This window comes from Cryobacterium sp. TMT2-15-1, from assembly GCF_004402345.1.
Lineage (GTDB): Bacteria > Actinomycetota > Actinomycetes > Actinomycetales > Microbacteriaceae > Cryobacterium > Cryobacterium sandaracinum.
Map to the genome: position 1 here is coordinate 74,158 of NZ_SOGD01000048.1, position 18,151 is coordinate 92,308.

General features: G+C 68.2%; 17 protein-coding genes. 4 read left to right on the top strand and 13 right to left on the bottom strand.

Translation table 11 applies throughout. The annotated features are described in order from the left end of the window. Window positions 1–51 precede the first annotated feature (51 nt). Window positions 52–1,071, bottom strand: a complete 1,020-nt coding sequence (gene deoC, locus E3O62_RS12705) for a deoxyribose-phosphate aldolase (protein WP_134396359.1) — start codon at window positions 1,069–1,071, stop codon at window positions 52–54. A 26-nt stretch (window positions 1,072–1,097) separates the two neighbouring features. Then, entirely contained in the window at window positions 1,098–2,048 is a 951-nt protein-coding gene (locus E3O62_RS12710) for a sugar-binding transcriptional regulator (protein ID WP_134396361.1), read from the bottom strand. 126 nt (window positions 2,049–2,174) lie between these two features. On the opposite strand from E3O62_RS12710, the gene E3O62_RS12715 reads away from it, so the two are divergent. Further along, window positions 2,175–3,107 (top strand): ROK family protein, encoded by a 933-nt coding sequence (locus tag E3O62_RS12715; RefSeq protein WP_134398744.1) that lies wholly within the window; start codon window positions 2,175–2,177, stop codon window positions 3,105–3,107. A 176-nt stretch (window positions 3,108–3,283) separates the two neighbouring features. Here the strand turns inward: E3O62_RS12715 and E3O62_RS12720 are convergent, their stop codons facing one another. The 4 genes from E3O62_RS12720 to truB all read right to left on the bottom strand — a co-directional run bounded on the left by E3O62_RS12720 (window position 3,284) and on the right by truB (window position 6,177). Then, window positions 3,284–4,213, bottom strand: coding sequence for a bifunctional riboflavin kinase/FAD synthetase (locus tag E3O62_RS12720; protein WP_134398745.1), 930 nt, complete (start codon window positions 4,211–4,213; stop codon window positions 3,284–3,286). Next, window positions 4,210–4,653, bottom strand: a complete 444-nt coding sequence (locus E3O62_RS12725; RefSeq protein WP_134398746.1) for a hypothetical protein — start codon at window positions 4,651–4,653, stop codon at window positions 4,210–4,212. Before E3O62_RS12725 ends, E3O62_RS12720 begins: the two co-directional genes overlap by 4 nt. Before the next feature lie 115 nt (window positions 4,654–4,768). Continuing rightward, window positions 4,769–5,137: a hypothetical protein gene (locus E3O62_RS12730; RefSeq protein WP_134396369.1), complete on the bottom strand. Its 369-nt coding sequence runs from the start codon at window positions 5,135–5,137 to the stop codon at window positions 4,769–4,771. Beyond that, window positions 5,134–6,177 (bottom strand): tRNA pseudouridine(55) synthase TruB, encoded by a 1,044-nt coding sequence (truB, locus tag E3O62_RS12735; RefSeq protein WP_134398747.1) that lies wholly within the window; start codon window positions 6,175–6,177, stop codon window positions 5,134–5,136. The genes E3O62_RS12730 and truB overlap by 4 nt, the downstream gene beginning before the upstream one ends. A 63-nt stretch (window positions 6,178–6,240) precedes the next feature. Between truB and E3O62_RS12740 the strand changes: the two genes are divergently transcribed. Further along, complete coding sequence (locus tag E3O62_RS12740; protein WP_134398748.1) at window positions 6,241–7,245, top strand: ketopantoate reductase family protein; 1,005 nt, start codon at window positions 6,241–6,243, stop codon at window positions 7,243–7,245. Between the two features lie 22 nt (window positions 7,246–7,267). On the opposite strand, the gene E3O62_RS12745 is transcribed toward E3O62_RS12740, so the two are convergent. Next, window positions 7,268–7,924 carry a hypothetical protein gene (locus tag E3O62_RS12745; RefSeq protein WP_134398749.1) on the bottom strand — a complete coding sequence of 219 codons (657 nt, stop codon included), beginning with the start codon at window positions 7,922–7,924 and terminating at the stop codon, window positions 7,268–7,270. 79 nt (window positions 7,925–8,003) lie between these two features. Between E3O62_RS12745 and E3O62_RS12750 the strand changes: the two genes are divergently transcribed. Then, a complete protein-coding gene (locus E3O62_RS12750; RefSeq protein WP_166784675.1) occupies window positions 8,004–8,858 on the top strand; it encodes an A/G-specific adenine glycosylase in 855 nt (284 codons plus the stop codon). Window positions 8,859–8,959: 101 nt separating this feature from the next. On the opposite strand, the gene rbfA is transcribed toward E3O62_RS12750, so the two are convergent. From rbfA to nusA, 4 genes are all read right to left on the bottom strand, one after another. Further along, complete coding sequence (gene rbfA, locus E3O62_RS12755) at window positions 8,960–9,532, bottom strand: 30S ribosome-binding factor RbfA (protein WP_134398750.1); 573 nt, start codon at window positions 9,530–9,532, stop codon at window positions 8,960–8,962. 98 nt (window positions 9,533–9,630) lie between these two features. Then, window positions 9,631–12,486, bottom strand: coding sequence for a translation initiation factor IF-2 (infB, locus tag E3O62_RS12760; RefSeq protein ID WP_134396378.1), 2,856 nt, complete (start codon window positions 12,484–12,486; stop codon window positions 9,631–9,633). Window positions 12,487–12,562: 76 nt separating this feature from the next. Next, window positions 12,563–12,820: a YlxR family protein gene (locus E3O62_RS12765; RefSeq protein WP_104171530.1), complete on the bottom strand. Its 258-nt coding sequence runs from the start codon at window positions 12,818–12,820 to the stop codon at window positions 12,563–12,565. An 8-nt stretch (window positions 12,821–12,828) separates the two neighbouring features. Then, complete coding sequence (gene nusA, locus E3O62_RS12770; protein ID WP_134396382.1) at window positions 12,829–13,842, bottom strand: transcription termination factor NusA; 1,014 nt, start codon at window positions 13,840–13,842, stop codon at window positions 12,829–12,831. 155 nt (window positions 13,843–13,997) lie between these two features. Between nusA and E3O62_RS12775 the strand changes: the two genes are divergently transcribed. Next, window positions 13,998–14,819 carry a DUF1206 domain-containing protein gene (locus E3O62_RS12775; RefSeq protein WP_134398751.1) on the top strand — a complete coding sequence of 274 codons (822 nt, stop codon included), beginning with the start codon at window positions 13,998–14,000 and terminating at the stop codon, window positions 14,817–14,819. 21 nt (window positions 14,820–14,840) lie between these two features. Here E3O62_RS12775 and E3O62_RS12780 read toward each other — a convergent pair whose 3' ends face one another. Continuing rightward, window positions 14,841–16,604 (bottom strand): proline--tRNA ligase, encoded by a 1,764-nt coding sequence (locus E3O62_RS12780; protein ID WP_174720142.1) that lies wholly within the window; start codon window positions 16,602–16,604, stop codon window positions 14,841–14,843. A 364-nt stretch (window positions 16,605–16,968) separates the two neighbouring features. Then, the gene (gene ispG / locus E3O62_RS12785) at window positions 16,969–18,129 is read right to left on the bottom strand and encodes a flavodoxin-dependent (E)-4-hydroxy-3-methylbut-2-enyl-diphosphate synthase (protein WP_174720143.1); all 1,161 of its coding nucleotides are present in this window, start codon (window positions 18,127–18,129) and stop codon (window positions 16,969–16,971) included. Window positions 18,130–18,151 lie beyond the last annotated feature (22 nt).

Here is an 18,151-nt window from a genome sequence, read left to right on the forward strand (position 1 = left end):
GTTATTCCAATCAAGGTTGATCGAGTTGTCGGTGATCGAGCTTGTCGAGATTCAATCGATCGTCACGTAGTCAAGGCCGGAGTAGTGTCCGGAGGTCATCTTCTGGCGCTGCATCAGCACGTCGTTCAGCAGGCTCGACGCCCCGAACCGGAACAGGCTCGGCGTGAGCCATTCCTCGCCCACGGTTTCGGCGACGGTCACGATGTATTTGGTGGCGTCTTTAGACGTGCGGATGCCGCCGGCCGGCTTCACACCGACCTTCGCCCCGGTGAGGCGATGCCAGTCGCGCACGACCTCGAGCATGGAAAGGGTCACGGGCAGGGTGGCCGCGACGGGCACCTTGCCGGTGGAGGTCTTGATGAAGTCGCCGCCGGCCAGAATGGCCAGCCACGACGCGCGGCGCACGTTGTCGTAGGTAGTGAGCTCCCCGGTCTCGAGGATCACCTTGAGGTGGGCGAAACTGCCGTCGGGGCGGCGGCAGCTCTGCTTGACCGCCACGATCTCGTCGTAGACCTGGCCGAACCTGCCGGACAGGAACGCACCACGGTCGATGACCATGTCGATCTCGTCGGCGCCGGCCGCGACGGCGTCGTGCACGTCGGCCAGCTTGATCGCGAGGGACGCGCGCCCACTCGGGAACGCGGTCGCGACGGCGGCGACGTTCACGCCGGCATCCGTGCCCGCGGAGTGCGCGGAGCCGAGAGCGGCGACGGCGTGCGGCACCATGTCGCCGTAGACGCAGACCGCGGCCACGCGAGGGCAGCTGAGGTCGCCGGCGTCGGGCGTGAGGGCTTTGCCGACCAGGGACTTCACCTTGCCGGGGGTATCGGCCCCCTCGAGGGTGGTGAGGTCGATCAGGCTGATGATCTTGTCGATCGCCCACTTTTTCGAGCTGGTCTTGATCGAGCGGGTGCCGAGGTCGGCGGCACGCTGCTCCAAGCCGACGGCGTCGATGCCGGGGATGCCGTGCAGGTAACGCCGCAGATTCGCATCCGTGGCTTCGCCGCCGATGAGCGCCAGGGCGCGTTCCCCGGTGTTCAGCTGGGCCATGGCCGTTTGGCTGGTAGTCATGAATTGTCCTTGCGGTCGGGGTGCGGTCATGCGTTTTCGCCGAGGATGGCGAGTGCGGTGTCTTCGTCGGTGACGAGCACTGTGCACAGGCCGCTGCCGACGACGGCGCGGGCGATGGAGTGTTTGGAGCCGCCGGTGATCACGGCGATGGCGGTCTTCGCGTGACGCAGCGCTTCGAGCTGGATGCCGACGGTGCGGCCGTTGAGTTCCGGGTCGACGATGTTGCCGTTGCTATCGATGTACCGGCCGACGATGTCGCCGACCGCGCCCTTGCGTACGAGCTCGGCGACCTGTTCCGCGGTGAGGTAGCCGCTGTCGACGAGAGCCGAGTTTTGGTCGGCCTGGCCGGCGCTGAACAGGTAGGCGGATGCCGCGGAGCCGAGGTTCAGCACGGCGGCGACGGAGCGGTCGGCTTCGATCGCGATCTTGGTGTCGAGGCGCTCGAGGATGGCGGGGCTCGGCAGCAGCGTCGCCGCCCCCGAGGCCTTGTGAGCGATGGTGACGGCCGTCGCGGCTGCGGTGCCGGCGCGCCGGTTGAGGCTGACTCCGCCGTTGATCTGCACGACGTTGACGCCGTTGGCCCAGCCCTGGGCCAGGTGCAGCGACACCTCGTGCAGGGTGCGGCCCCAGCTGATGCCGAACGTTCGCGGCACCGGGCGGAGGCCCGTGAGGTAGTCGGCGGCAGCTTGAGCGGTGCGGGACTGGAGTTCTTCGTCAGTGGAGACGCCGGCGGAGGAGACGACGATGGCATCCGTCAGGTGCGTGGTCTCGCGCAGCCGGCGTTCGATGGAGAGGCGACGGGCGCGCGGATGCACGATTTCGATGCGGATGAAGCCACTGGCCTTAGCCTGGGCGAGGAGCCGGCCCACCTTCCAGCGGGTGAGGCGGAGAACGGTGCCGATTTCGTCCTGCGTCTTGTTTTCCTCATAGTAGAGCTCGGCCGCGCGAATGGACAAGAGTTCGTCGGTGTCCGTCATGGTGCTCCGTTCCGTTCGGGTCCAGCCTAAGTCGCCGGTCTCCCCCGATCAACGCCTGTTGGTCATGTTGCTCATCTGCGCATTCGGGCATCGACACCGCATCTCAGCACGCCCTAGGCTGATCTCATGCCCACCAGCTACGCTCTCGCCGTCGACCTCGGCGGCACCAAGGTTGAAGCCGCACTCGTCGACGAGCAGGGGGTCGTGCTCGCCGCCAGCCGGCACCGCGCCCTCACCGGCCCGGTGAAAACCGCCGACGAACTTGCGGACAGTGTACGGACCGTCGTGACGCACGCCCGAGCGAGCCTGCCGGCCGGAGACGCCCTCCTCGGCGTCGGCATCGGCACCGCCGGACCGATCACCGTGGACACGGGCACGGTCTCTCCGTTGAACCTGCCGGCCTGGCGGGATTACCCCTTACGGGACTGTGTCGCGGCCCTCGTGCCCGATGCGCCCGTGCGCCTGCGTCTGGACGGCCTCTGCATCACGCTCGCCGAGCACTGGCTCGGCGCCGGGAGGGGCGCCGACAGCCTGATGGGCATGGTCGTGTCCACCGGCGTCGGCGGCGGCCTGATCCTGGGTGGGTCCACCGTTTCCGGGGCCACCGGCAATGCCGGGCACATCGGGCACATCGAAGTCGGCGGGTTCGACGACGCCTGCGCCTGCGGCGGCACCGGATGCCTCGAGGCCGTCGCGTCCGGACCGCGCACCGTGGCCTGGGCGCGCGCCGAGGGCTGGCCGGGCCTTACCGGCGAAGATCTCTCGGCCGCGTACGCCGCAGGAGACCCGATCGCAATCAGTGCGGTCAAGCGCTGCGGCCAGGCCATCGGCCAGGCGATCGCCTCCGCGACGAACCTCGTGGACCTCGACGTGGTGGCGATCGGCGGCGGCTTCTCACACGTCACGCCGGACCTGTTCGACTACGTGCGAGCGGCCGTCGCCGAGCGCACGGTGTTCTCCTTCGCGACCCGGGTGCGCGTCGTCGCATCCGCTCTCTCCGGCGACGGCCCACTGATCGGCGCCGCGGCGCTCATCCACCGCGCCGATCTGGTCGCCTGAGGCGCCCGCGCCCGCTGCACGGCGTCGGCGAGGGCAGCGGCCAGGGCGGTGCCGATCAGGAAGGCGAGCGGCCAGGTCCAGCCGCCGGTCAGCTGGTGCAACGGCCCGAAAGGCAGCCGCCTGACCAAGTAGCCGGCTCGCAACAGCGAGATGCCCGGTCAGGCCAGGATGCCCGGTCAGGCCAGGATGCCGCGGACCTTGTCCACGTCGTCGTGCATCTGCACGATCAACGGTTCGATTCCGGTGAACGCGACCATGCCGCGGATACGTTCGACGAAGGACACCTCCACCACATGGTCGTACAGGTCGATGTCCTGGTCGAGCACAAAGGCCTCGACCTGCTTCTGCGCCACACCGTCGAAGGTGGGGTTGTTGCCCACCGAGATGGCCGCCGGGTAGCGGACACCGGCATCCGTCAGCCAGCCCGCGTAGACCCCGTCCGCGGGGATGAGCCCCTCGGACGCCGGTGACAGGTTGGCCGTGGGAAAGCCGAGTTCGCGACCCCGCTTCGCACCGTGCACGACCTCGCCGCGCACGGTCGGGTTGTGCCCGAGCAGGGTGGTGGCCGCGCCGACCTCGCCGCGGGAGAGCAGCTCGCGGATCCAGGTCGACGAGACCCGGCGCATCCGGTCTGGTTTCACGTCGTCGATCAGGCGCACGGTGAACCCGAACCGGTCCCCCAGCTCCTGCAGTAGGTGCACATCGCCGGCGCCGCGAGCGCCGAACCGGAAGTCGCGGCCGACCAGAACGGTGCGCGTGTGAAGCCCCTGCACCAGGATGCTCTCAATGAAGTCCTCGGGCGACAGAGCGGCCAACGCCGCGGTGAACTCGAGCAGGAGGGTGGCGCGCACGCCGGTCTCGGCGAGCAGGGCAAGCTTCTGTTCGGTGCTGATCAGGGTCTGTGGGCACTCCTGGGGGGCAAGCACGGCGAGCGGATGCCGGTCGAAGGTCACCACCACGGAGGCCAGTCCGGCGCTGTCGGCGAGTGCCTGCAACTCGGCGATGACCGCGCGGTGCCCCGCGTGCACACCATCGAACTTGCCGATGCTGACCGCGGAGGCCGGCCAGTCGGCCGGGATGTCGGCTATGCCGCGCAGCACCTTCACTCGCGCACCTTCCCGCTCCGGGACAGCCACCACATGCCCAGGACCGGCAGCACGAGCGGGATGAAGAGGTAGCCGCGGCCGTACAGCGACCAGACCGAGTCGTGCGGAAACAGGGCCGGGTCGACGAGGCTGAGGGTGCCGACCACAAGCACGCCGGCGAGCTCGAAGCCGATCGTGATCCAGGCCACCCGGCGCCAGCGTCCGCCGCTCCTGATCAGGGCCACCGTGGCGACGATGTAGACGACCGCGGCCAGAGCGGACAGTGAGTAGGACAACGGTGCCTCGGCAAATTTAGAGGCGATCTGCACGAAGGAGCGGCCCGTGGCGGCGAGCGCGAGGAGGCCGTAGACGGCGATCAGCACGCGTCCGCTGCCGGTCACCGGGGTCGGCCGAGCGGTCTGGGCGGGCGTCCCTGCGGCGTTGCTCTGCTGTGCGGTCATGGCTTACTGATTATCGCAGCATCCGTGGATCCGATTTCACGGGCGCCGGACTTCTCGGCCCTGAATCTCACAGGCCCTGAATCTCACAGGCCCTGGATCTCACAGGCCCTGGATCTCACAGGCCCTGGACGGTCCAGATCTGCCACATCCGGTAGACCATCACGGCCACGCCCAGCCCGCCGACGCCCAGGATGACCGTGCTCCAGCGGCTGCGTTCGATCAGCGCCCAGGCTGCGGCGGCCACGGGCACGAGAATGGCGCTGATCAGGTAGGTGTAGAACTCGAGCAGGCTGCCGGTCGCGGTGTTGCCCGTGAGTGGGGCGACGATCGCGACGACGAGCTGCACGATCAGCAGCAGCTCTACGAGCGCGGTGGCACCCATGGTGAGGTCGCTGGGTTTGCGCCCGGCCAAGCCGAGGGCGATGCAGAGCAGGCCGGTGAGGGTGGCCACAGCCAACTGGAGCCACATGAACCACTCGATCATGCGGTGGCCTCCGGGGATGCCGCGGGTTGCGGGGCATCGGCGACCTGATCGGGCGGAAAGTTGAGCAGGGACTTGGCGTGGTCGCCACGGTACTCGACCAGGCCGACCAACCGGCCGTCCGGCGCGACCGCGGCCACCGGGCCGACCGGAACCGCGGTGCCGGCTTCGGCGTCGGCGCCGACTGCACCGTCCACCGCGATGCGCTTGCCGTGTCCGAGGTCGATGGCCTGCTGCTCTGTCAGGTCGAGGCGTCCCAGGATGCGCGTGGCGGCATCCGTCGGGCCGATCAGTCCGGCGGCGACGTCGAGCTCGGCGAGCGGCTGGGCCATGTCGATGCCGAACGGGCCGATCCGGGTTCGGCGCAGGCTGGTGAGGTGGCCGCCGACATGAAGGGCGGCGCCGAGGTCGCGGGCCAGCGCCCGGATGTACGTGCCGGAGGAGCACTCCACCCGCACCTCGAGGTCGAGGAACCCGTCGGCCGGGGTCAGGGAGAGCAGCGCGAACGCGCTCACGGTGACGGGGCGGGCCGGCAGGTCCACTTCTTCGCCGGCGCGCACCCGGGCGTAGGCGCGCTTGCCGTCGATCTTGATGGCGCTGACGGAGCTGGGCTGCTGCGCGATGGCGCCGGTGAGGGCGCCGATTCCGGCCGCGACGGCTTCCGGCGTGACGGCGGCCACGGCGTCGACGGATGCCCGCGCCAACTCTTCACCCTCGGCGTCGTCGGTCGTCGTCGACGCACCCAGTCGAATTGTCGCCAGGTATTCCTTGTCGAGGCCGACGACGTACGTCAGCAGGCGGGTGGAACTGTTGATGCCGAGGACCAGCAGGCCGGTGGCCATCGGGTCCAGCGTGCCGGCATGACCGACCTTGCGGGTGCCGGCCAGGCGGCGGGTGCGGGCGACGGCGTCGTGGCTGGTCCAGCCCTGGGGCTTGTCGACCAGGAGGAGGCCGCTGACGGTGGCGCCGACCTTCGTCGACCGCTGCCCGGGCGTCCGTTCGACTGTCGGTTCGCTGGCTGGCCCGCCGGATACTTCGTTCATTCTTGACATGGTATCCGGCCCCGGCCCGGCGCTGACCCATCGGGCGCGACCTAGGCTGGGGGGATGAATATTGCGGTGATCGGAGCCGGCGCCCTCGGCGGCACGTTCGCGACCCTGCTCGCCCGGGCCGGTCATACGGTCACCGTGACAGCGCGCGCACCGGCGCTTACGGCCATCCGGGCCGAGGGAATTTCCCTGACCGGGGCCTTCGGAACCGTACGCCAGCATCCGCTCGCGCTCGAACGTCTGGCCCGAACCCCTCAGCTGACGCTCATCTGCACCAAGGCCCAGGATGCGGCGGCGGCCATCGGCGAGAACGCCCGGGTTCTCGACGGCTCCCCCGTGATCGTCGTGCAGAACGGCCTCGACGGGGTGCGCACCGCGGGCTCTCTGCTGCCCCGCTCGGACTGCTTCGGCGCCCTGTCGATCATCGCGGCGAACTACGCGGCACCCGGACAAGTGACGATCACAACCGCCGCGCCCACCTATCTGGGCCGGGGAACCGGCGCCGCGGATGCCGCCACGCTCGCCTGGCGGGACGTGCTCGCCGGCGCCGTGCCCACCGTCGCCCTCGACAACTTCGTCGGCGCCCAGTGGACCAAACTCGTCGTCAACATGCTCAACGCACTACCCGCGATCACCGGGATGAGCGTTCAGAATGTCATCGACCACGCCGGGCTGCGCCGCGTGATGACCGAGAGCATGCGCGAGACCGTGGGGGTGGGGATGAAGCGCGGGGTGCGTTTCGGCAGCCTGCAGGGGCTCAGCGACCGGCCGTTGAGAGCCTTCTCGCGGCTGCCGCCGGCCCTTGGCCAGGTGCTGCCGCTGAGGCTGAAGGCCCGCATGGGCGACGTGCCGAACCTGGGTTCGACGCAGCAGAGCCTGAAGCGCGGGCAGCTCACCGAGGTCGACTTTCTCAACGGCGCGGTGGTGCGGGAAGCCGCCCTGGCCGGCGTGCGGGCGCCCGTGAACGAGCTACTGACCACTCTCGTGCACGAGGTCGAGGCACGCGGGGTGCCGCTGGCACCGTACGACGTGCTCGAGCGGTTCGCGGCGCTGCGCCACTGACCGTCGCGACCCGTGACCCCGATCAGCAGCTGTCGAGGAACACACGGCGCGGGTCGGCCGGGTTGCTCACGTCGACGATGGCCGTGGCCCGGCCGCGCGGACGCACCTCGCCGCGATACAGCCGGTCGGCGACCTCGTGTTCGGTGACCGTGCCGGCGTCCTCGGCACCGCCTGGTCCGAAGCGCACAACGTCCGCCTCGGTCTCCACCAGAACGCTATACGACCATAGGTCGCGCAACTCCTTGCGATTCAGGTACTCGCCGTCGAGAATCAGCGTGGCGTCGGACGGCCCGGTCAGCCAGGTCGGCTGGATCCAGGCATCCCGGTCGGCGTCGAACGCCCGCGTGACGAAACCGGTGCTGCCACCCAGCCGGAACGGGTCGAGCAGCACGCGCCGCAGCAGCGAGAAATCGTACAGGTGGCGCAGCAGCCGCTCGGGAGATTCCGGGCCGAAGCGCTCCTGCTCCGCGCGCGACCGCCGGAAATCGCGCAGGGAGGCTGAGAACACCGGATGCTCCCGCTCACCGAACACGGCGGCCAGGTCGTCGGCGAAAGCGGCGCGCTCCGCGGCCTCCGCGCCGTCGATGGCGACGACCGTGCGACCGAGCCCGTAGACGCCAAGGATTTCGGTCGTGAGTTCCCGCAGGAACTCGATCCGGGGAGTGGAGGCAAGCTGCATCTTTCGAGCCTAGGTTAGAACGGTGAATGCCACGCTCACGCTCGCTCCTGCAGCCGGCTCCCCTGCCCTCAGCCTCGCCATCAACGCCTGGTTCCGGGGCAATGCCCGCGACCTGCCCTGGCGCCGGCACGGCTTCGGCGCCTGGGGCGTGCTGGTGAGCGAGTTCATGCTGCAGCAGACCCCGGTGAACCGGGTGATTCCCCGCCTCGCGGAGTGGCTCGAGCGCTGGCCGACACCGGGTGACCTCGCGGCGGTCCCGCCCGGCGAGGCGGTGCGCGCCTGGGCAAACCTGGGTTACCCTCGCCGGGCTCTGTGGCTCCACGCGGCCGCGGTGGAGATCACCGAGCGGCACGATGGGGTGGTCCCCGCCGACGTCGACGCCTTGCTGGCCCTCAGCGGGATCGGCGACTACACGGCCAGGGCGGTCGCCGCGTTCGCCTACGGCCTGCGGCATCCGGTCGTCGACACCAACACCCGGCGCGTCATCGCGCGCGCCGTGGCCGGCCAGGCCGAACCGGCCCCACCCAGCCGCACCCGCGACCTGGACGCCATGAGCGCGCTGCTCCCTCTCCCCGTGAGCGACGCCGCCGTATTCAACGCCGGCATGATGGAGCTGGGCGCCGTGGTCTGCACCGCCAGGAGCCCCCGGTGCGATGACTGCCCCATCCGCGCCGCCTGCGCCTGGCGCCTGGCGGACTACCCGCCCTATTCCGGCCCGCGCAAAGCCGTGCAGAAGAAGTTCGAGGGCAGTGACCGAAAGGTGCGAGGCTTGATCATGGCCCAGCTTCGCGCCACGCGGCACCCGGTGACGGATGCCGAGATCACCGGCCTGTGGGCCGACTCACCGCAGCGCGACCGGGCTTTGGCGGGCTTGCTGTCCGACGGCCTCGCCGTTGCCACCTTGCCCGGGGAGTACATCCTGCCGCAGGGATAAGCCCCTTCGGGCGCGAAAAAGGCCGAACCGGCCCGCACACCGCTGACGGATGGTGCGGGACGGCACGGCCGGCCGGTCACTGACCGGCAGGTGGTGCATCCTTACTTCTGCGAATCCGAACCGGCGGGAACGTCGGCGGGAACGTTGGCGGGAACTTCGGCATGTTGGCCGCCCGCGGGCTGCGCCACGTCGTCGTCCTCGTCGTCGTCGTCACCTTCGTCCTCATCGTCGTCGTCGTCTTCGTCTTCGGCGAATTCGCGCGGCTTGACGTAGGGGTCCTCGTCGCCGGCATACTTCGCCGTCCGAGCCTGCTCCTCGACCTGAGTGTCGCGCTCGCGCGCCTCACGCAGCAGGTCGTCGATCAGGGCCGCGTTCTCCGGGATGGCGTCCGCGATGAATTCGAGCGACGGCGTCAGCCGGGCGGTGATGTTCTTACCGACCTCGCTCCTCAGCATGCCGGTGGCCGCCTTGAGCGCTGCCGCGCTGTCGGCTCGTTCCTCCGCCGAACCGTAGACCGTGTAGAACACCGAGGCGTGCTGCAGGTCACCGGTCACCTTCACGTCGGTGATGGTCACAAAACCGAGCCTCGGATCGCGGAGTCCGCGTTCGATGCGCTTGGCCACGATGACCTTGATGCGGTCGGCCATTTTCCTGGCGCGTGCCGGATCTGCCATTGTCTAACTCCTATTGTCGAAAAACTGCCGAAGGAGCGGGCCCCGCCTCGTCCCTGTTCAGGAACCCGGCGAAACCCGCACCCATCTTCCGTAGGTCGTTAGACCCGCGGCTTTTCCTTCATTTCGATCGTCTCGATCTCGTCACCGATCTGGATGTCGTTGAATTTGCCTAGGCCGATACCACACTCGAAGTCCGTACGGACCTCGGTGACATCGTCCTTGAACCGGCGCAGCGACTCGATGCCCAGGTTGTCTCCCACGACGACACCGTTGCGGATGACCCGCGCCTTGGCGTTCCTCGTGATGACGCCCGATCGTACGATGACGCCGGCGACGTTTCCGAACTTGGAGGAGCTGAATACCTCGCGGATCTCGGCGACACCACTCTGCACCTCTTCGAACTCGGGCTTGAGCATTCCCTTAAGGGAGTTCTCGATGTCCTCGAGTGCGTTGTAGATGACCGAGTAAAAGCGCACATCCACGCCTTCACGGGCTGCGCGTTCGCGTGCCTTCGTGTCGGGGCGCACGTTGAAGCCGATGATGATGGCGTTGTCGACGGTGGCGAGGTTGACGTCGCTCTCCGTGACCGCACCGACACCACGGTGGATGATGCGCAGCTGAACCGAATCGTCGACCTCGATCTTGAGAAGCGACTCTTCCAGGGCTTCAACAGCACCGGAAACGTCACCCTTGATGATGAGGTTGAGTGATTCGACCTTGCCCTCTTCGAGTGCACGGGTGAAGTCTTCGAGGCTGATCCGCTTACGGGCCTTGGCCAGCAGGGCGTTGCGCTCGGCGGCTTCGCGCTTCTCGGCGATCTGACGAGCCGTGCGATCTTCCTGGATCACCAGGAAGGTGTCGCCGGCACGCGGAACGCTGGAGAGGCCCTGAACCTGGACGGCACGGGACGGGGTTGCGGCGAGCACGGGCACTCCGTTCTCGTCTGCCATCGCACGAACGCGGCCGTAGGCCGTGCCCGCCACGATGGAGTCCCCGACGTTCAGTGTTCCCGACTGGATGAGCACGGTCGCCACGGCGCCACGACCCTTGTCGAGGCGAGCCTCGATGGCCACGCCGCGAGCGTCCTTGTCCGGGTTGGCCCGCATGTCGAGACCGGCGTCAGCGGTGAGGAGCACGGCGTTCAGGACTTCCTGGATGCCGGTGCCCTGCTTCGCCGACACGTCGACGAACATGACGTCTCCACCGTATTCTTCGGCGACGAGACCGAACTCCGTGAGCTGCTGGCGCACCTTCTGCGGGTTGGCGCCGGGCTTGTCGATCTTGTTGACTGCAACCACGATCGGCACGTTGGCGGCCTGGGCGTGGTTGAGCGCCTCAATCGTCTGCGGCATGATGCCGTCGTCCGCCGCGACCACGAGGATCGCAATGTCCGTCACCTGGGCACCACGGGCACGCATGGCGGTGAACGCCTCATGGCCCGGTGTGTCGATGAAGGTGATGGCGCGTTCAATGCCCTCGTGTTCGGTGATGACCTGGTAGGCACCGATGTGCTGCGTGATTCCGCCGGCTTCGCCCGCGGCCACCTTCGCATTGCGAATGGCGTCCAGGAGCGCGGTTTTACCGTGGTCGACGTGACCCATGACGGTGACGACGGGGGGACGGGCGACAAGCTCGTCATCCGTCTCGTCTTCCAGCTCCTGGTCGATGTCGATGTCGAAGGCGAGCAGCAGCTCGCGGTCTTCGTCGTCGGGAGAGACCATCTGGATCTTGTAACCGAGCTCGGAGCCGAGCACGTCGAACGTGGCCTCGTCGAGCGATTCGGTTGCCGTGGCCATCTCACCGAGGTGGAACAGGACCGTGACCAGGTTTCCGGGGCTCGCGTCGATCTTGTCGGCGAAGTCCGTGATGGACGCACCGCGGCGCAGACGCACCACGGTTCCGCCATCGCCGCGGGGTACGCTCACGCCACCCAGCGACGGAGCCTCGCGCAGCTCGAACTCTGCTCTCTTCGTCCGCTTGGACTTGCGGGCCTTGTTCTTGCCGCCACCGCGACCGAACGCACCAGCGGTTCCGCCGCCGGGGCCGCGACCGCGACCACCGGCGCCGCCACCACCGGCAGGACGGGGCGGGCCGAAGCCGGGGGCTCCGGCCGGGGCGCCACCAGGACGTTGGAAGCCGGGGCGTGCGCCGCCGGCACCACCCGGAGCGCCACCGGGACGCTGGAACGCACCCGGACGCTGACCGAAACCGGTCGGGCGCGGAGCCTGCCCGGGGCCACCCGGACGAGGTGCACCGGGGCGCGGGGCCGCGGGGCGCGGAATGTTACTGGGCGAAGACGTGGACGGCGGGCGCTGGCCCATGCCCTGCGCGCTCGCAAACGGGTTGTTGCCGGGACGCGGACTCGGGGTCTTGCCCATGCCCTGGTTGCTGGCGAACGGATTGTTGCCCGGACGAGCCGTCGGCGGCTTCGGCACGGACGCACCGGGCTTGGCTGCGCCCGAAGCGCCACCCGCGGTCTTGGCGACCGGGGCATCCGTCGCGGTCACGGTCTCGGTGACGATCGCGGCGGCCGCAGCCTTCTCGGCGGCGGCGGCCTTCTCGGCAGCCTGAGCCTGACGCTCGGCGACGGTGAGCGGGGCAGTCGGCATCGGCGGGGCGTCCGCGGCGGGCGCAGCTGCGGGGACCTCGACGACGGGACGTGCACCCGGCTTGACGGCCAACTTTGCCGGGGACGGACGTGCGCCGCCCGGCTTCGCGGGGGTTGTCGCGGCGACGGGGGTGGTGCCCGCTGGGGCTGTAGCAGTGGCGGCGGGAGCCGCGGTGCTGGAGCCATCGGCCGCCAGGGCGGCGCGCAGACGGCGCGCTACCGGGGGTTCGACGCTACTGGACGGCCCCTTGACGAACTCGCCCATCTCTTTCAATTTAGCAAGGGCAACCTTGCTGTCGACGCCGAGCTCGCTAGCGATCTCGTGTACGCGTGGTTTCGCAGCCACAATTCTCCTGTTCCGGGTCTGCACCCGGAAAGGGGCAGACCGTTAGTAACGGACGGGTCTCATTTCGAGCCGCTCATTAGTTATCCATAAGCCTGTTCAGCCTGTTCTCTAGTTGATTCGCGTCCATTGAACTGGTCACGCGAAGGGCACGCCCGAAAGCGTGTCGCCGCAGTGCGTCCTGGAAGCACGCGGTAGTGGGATGCAACCACGCACCTCGCCCAGGCAGAGTGGCGGTTTCATCCACCACGAGTTCCGATTCTCGGGCTACAACCCTCAGAAGTGAGGATCGCGGAGCGCGCAAACGGCATCCAATGCACGTTCTAACGGGATTCATCGTACCCCCTATTCCGTGTCCTCCAGAATGCTGTCCGGCTGAATGTCGATTTTCGCACCCGTGAGCTTGGCCGCGAGGCGCGCATTCTGGCCTTCCTTGCCGATCGCCAGTGACAGCTGGTAGTCGGGAACGAGGGCTCGGACGGCCTTGATCGATTCGTCGATCACATAGGAACTGGTGACCTTGGCCGGCGACAGTGCGCTCGCGACGAAGGTGGCCAGGTCTGGCGAGTAGTCGACGATGTCGATCTTCTCGTTGTTGAGCTCCACGGTGACGGCGCGCACGCGCTGGCCGAGCTCGCCGATGCAGGCGCCCTTGGCGTTGACGCCGGGCTCCGTGGCGCGAACGGCCATCTTGGTGCGGTGACCGGCCTCACGGGCAAGCGAGACGATTTCGACGACGCCGCTGGCGATCTCCGGCACCTCGAGGGCAAACAGCCGACGCACCAGCGAGGGGTGCGTGCGGGACACGGTGATCTGCGGGCCTTTGAGGCCCTTGCCGACGGCAGTGACATAGACGCGAATGCGCTGTCCGTGCACGTAGCTCTCGCTCGGCACCTGCTCCTCGGGCGGCAGGATCGCCTCGATCGTGCCCAAGTCGACGTGGATCATGCGCGGGTTCGGACCCTGCTGGATGATCCCGGCGACGATCTCACCCTCGCGGCCCTTGAATTCGCCGAGCACAGCGTCATCGGCCAGGTCGCGCAGGCGCTGGTTGATGACCTGCTTGGCCGCGAAGGCCGCAATGCGACCGAAGTCGGTGGGGTTGTCGACGGCTTCGCCGACGACGTTGCCCTCTTCGTCGTGTTCGGGCACAAAAATGTCGACGTGGCCGGTCTTGCGGTCGAGGACGACGCGCGCTTCCGGCTCTTCCTCGACGGCCTGCTTCGTGGAGACTTCACCCTGCTGGGTGTGCTTCACGTAGGCCGTCAGAATTGCTTGCTCAATGATCCGCACGAGTTCCTCGAAGGGAATCTCTTTCTCGCGCTCCAACTGCCGCAACACGCTGAGGTCGATGTCCATGGCCGGCCTCCTCTATTCAGATCTTGCCGCCGCGAAACTGCGCAACGGGCTCGTCTTAGATTAGCCGACTCCCCGGACGCCCGTCACCCGTCCCCGGCCCGTTCCGCGCCGAAACCGCCTTCCCCTCGGCCCGCACGCGGCGCTACGCTGGGCGGATGGCCGCCGATTCCGTATCTGACAACGCTCAGCATGCTGCACGCACCGCCGAGGGCAGCCGCACCTTCCAACTTCTGGCCCGCGCCGGTTATGCGGTGAACGGCCTGCTTCACGTCATGATCGGCGCCATCGCAATCAGCGTGGCAACGGGCGCCGGTGGCGAGTCGGCAGACCAGTCTGGCGCGCTCGGGCAGTTGGCCCAAACCCCCGGCGGCGTGTTCGTGCTCTGGACGGTGGTTCTCGGCCTGTCCTCGCTCGGCCTCTGGTATCTGGTACAGGTGTTCCTTGAACCCGCCCAAGATCCGAAACGCAAGTGGGCCCACCGCGCCGTCCTGATCGGCAAGGGTGTCGTCTTCCTGTTCATCGCGGGGACGGCGTTCACGTTCGCCCGCGGAGCCTCGGCAAGCTCGTCGGAAACAGCCAGCGACTCGACCGCGAGACTGCTGTCGATTCCCGGGGGCGTCGTGCTGCTCTTCGTCGCAGGCCTGGCCGTGGTCTCGATCGGCGGCGTCTTCGTTCACCGCGGGGCCAGCCACGGCTTCACCGACAGCATCACGGTGCCCGGCGGCCCGGCCGGCACGGTGGTCGTCATCCTCGGAACCGTGGGCTACATAGCGGAGGGCATCGCGCTGTCCGCCGTGGGCATCCTCTTCACCGTGGCGGCTTTCACGCTCGACCCGGAGAAGGCCACCGGCATGGACGGTGCGCTGAAGTCACTCGTGGCGCTGCCGTTCGGGGTGGCAATCCTGGTGCTGGTCGGCGCCGGAGTGATCGCTTATGGCGTGTACTGCTTCGCCCGGGCCCGGCTCGCCCGCCTCTGAACCTTCAGCCGGGCCGGGCACTCAGGCGACGCTGGCGGCCAGCTCGGCAACGGCCACCTGGGTGCGATCACCGGTGCGACGGTCCCAGAGTTCCACGATGCCGTCGGCGGCTCCACGGCCCACGATGACGATGACGGGGATGCCGATCAGTTCCGCGTCGCCGAACTTGACGCCCGGCGACACCTTGCGGCGGTCGTCGTAGAGCACGTCGCGCTGGATGCCTTCCAGCATGGCGACAACGGTTTCGGCAGTCTCGAAGACGACATCATCCCGGCCGGTGGCGATCACGTGCACGTCGAACGGTGCGACCGTCTCGGGCCAGATCAGGCCCTTCGGGTCGTTGTTGAGTTCGGCGATGGTGGCGAGGATGCGGGTGACGCCGATGCCGTAGGAACCCATCGTGACCGTGACGAGCTTGCCGTTCTCGTCGAGAACCTTGAGCCCGAGCGCCTCAGCGTACTTTCGGCCGAGTTGGAAAACGTGGCCGATCTCCATGCCGCGGGCCAGCTCCACCGGGCCGGAGCCGTCGGGCGCGGGGTCGCCGACGCGAACCTCGGCGGCCTCGACGGTGCCGCCCAGCTCGAAATCCCGGCCGGCGACGAGACCGAAGACGTGGCGGCCGGGCTCGTTCGCGCCCGTGATCCACTCGGTGCCCTCCACGACGCGCGGGTCAACCAGAAAGCGGATGCCGGTGGTCGACTTCTCACCGAACACCGCTCCGTTCGCGCTCCAGGGTCCGATGTAGCCTTTGACCAGCCCGGGGAACTTGGCAAAATCCGTTTCGTTCGCGGCCTCGACCTCGGCGGGGGTGACGGCCACCTCGACGCGCTTGAGGTCCACCTCGCGGTCGCCGGGGAGGCCGATCACAAGGAGTTCACGGGTGCCGTCGGGTTGGATGAGCGCGAGGACGACGTTCTTGAGGGTGTCCGCGGCGGTCCAGGCGCGGCCGTCGGGACGCGGATGGTCGCTGTTGGCCCGGTCGACCAGGGTCTGGATGGTGGGGGTGTCCGGGGTGTCGAAGACCTCGGCGGTGGGGAAGCCAGCCCAGTCGATCGATGGCGGGACGATCGTGCGGAAGGCCTCGATGTTGGCCGCGTAGCCGCCGGCCGAGCGCACGAAGGTGTCTTCGCCGACCGGGGTCGGGTGCAGGAACTCTTCGCTCTTGGAGCCGCCCATTGCGCCGGCATCCGCCTGAACGATGACGTACTCGAGGCCGAGCCGGGTGAAGATGCGCTCGTAGGCGTCGCGCTGAGCCTGGTAGCTCGTGTCGAGGCCGGCATCCGTGTAGTCGAAGGAGTAGGCATCCTTCATCGTGAATTCGCGACCGCGCAGCAGTCCGCCGCGGGATCGGGCCTCGTCGCGGTACTTGTCCTGGATCTGGAAGATGGACAGGGGCAGGTCCTTGTAGGAACTGTAGAGGTCCTTCACGAGGAGTGTGAAGACCTCTTCGTGGGTGGGGGCGAGGAGCATGTCGCTGCCCTTGCGGTCCGTGAGCCGGAAGAGGCCGTCGCCGTATTCGTCCCAGCGGCCCGTGATCTCGTAGGGTTCCCGCGGCAGCAGGGCCGGGAAGTGCACCTCGAAGGCGCCGGCCGCGGCCATCTCCTCGCGCACGATCGTCTCGATCTTGGCCTTGACGCGCAGGCCGATCGGCAGCCACGCAAAGATTCCGGGGGCCTGGCGGCGGATGTAGCCGGCGCGCACCAGCAGGCGGTGGCTGGTGACCTCGGCGTCCGAGGGGTCTTCGCGGAGGGTACGGAGGAAGTAGTTGGACATACGAGTAGGCACTCACCTACTTTACGACGCGCGGACAGACGTCGCGGCGCACCCGGTGGACGGCGGCGCCCGTTCCGCGGTCCGCCGGCTTCCGCAGCCAGCGCCGCGAACCGTCTGACCGAGGTGCCGCCAGCGGTGGTCGAGCTCGCCGAGACCTGGCGACCCGACGTGCGGAGGCTCCCGCCTCGGGCATCCGTTGCGGCCGGTCGCTAACCTCGGAGGTTTTTTCGCAACACGCCGCACAATGCGGCGCCAAAACCGGTGTTTCCCAAAAATCTCCGCGTTGACGTGACGACGGATGCCCATGACGAGTATGCGCGGCTGGCCCAGCGACGCGACTTGGCGAAGGGGACTCGCCGAACTCGGTGGATCTCGACTAGTTGGATCCGACCGTCACGACGGGAGCGCCGAGGGAGTCTTCGCTCGGCGGCATCTCGGCGGCCATCCGGTTGGCCTCCTCGATCAGGGTCGCGACGATCTCCGACTCCGGCACGGTCTTGATGACCTCGCCGCGCACGAAGATCTGGCCCTTGCCGTTACCCGACGCCACGCCGAGGTCGGCGTCGCGGGCCTCGCCCGGACCGTTCACGACACAACCCATCACGGCAACCCGGAGCGGCACGGTCATGCCCTCGAGGCCGTCGGTGACGTCGTTGGCGAGCTTGTACACGTCGACCTGCGCGCGACCGCAACTCGGGCAGGACACGATCTCCAGCTTGCGCTCGCGCAGGTTCAGTGACTGCAGGATCTGCAGACCCACCTTGATTTCCTCGGCCGGGGGCGCGCTCAGCGACACCCGGATGGTGTCACCGATGCCTTCGCCGAGCAGGATACCAAACGCCGTGGCGCTCTTGATGGTGCCCTGGAACGACGGTCCGGCCTCGGTGACGCCGAGGTGCAGGGGCCAGTCGCCGCGTTCGGCGAGCAGCCGGTAGGCCTTGACCATGATCACCGGGTCGTTGTGCTTGACGGAGATCTTGAAGTCGTGGAAGTCGTGTTCCTCGAACAGGCTGGCTTCCCAGACGGCGCTCTCGACGAGCGCCTCCGGGGTGGCCTTGCCGTACTTCTGCAGCAGGCTCGGCTCGAGCGAGCCGGCGTTGACGCCGATGCGGAGGGAGACGCCGGCTGCTTTGGCCGCGGCGGCGATCTTGCCGACCTGGTCGTCGAACTTGCGAATGTTTCCCGGGTTGACGCGCACGGCGGCACAGCCGGCGTCGATCGCGGCGAACACGTAGCTCGGCTGGAAGTGGATGTCGGCGATGACCGGGATCTGGCTCTTCATCGCGATGATCGGCAGCACCTCGGCGTCGTCGCGGCTGGGCACGGCGACGCGCACGATGTCGCAGCCGGATGCCGTCAGCTCGGCAATCTGCTGCAGGGTCGCGTTGATGTTCGTGGTCGGCGTCGTCGTCATCGACTGCACGCTCACGCGCGCGTCACCGCCGACGAGTACCTTGCCGACCTTGATCTGACGCGTCTTGCGACGCGGAGCGAGTACTTCAGGTACTTTGGGCATTCCCAGGTTGATTGCAGCCACGGCGACAGCTTACGCGGCGAGA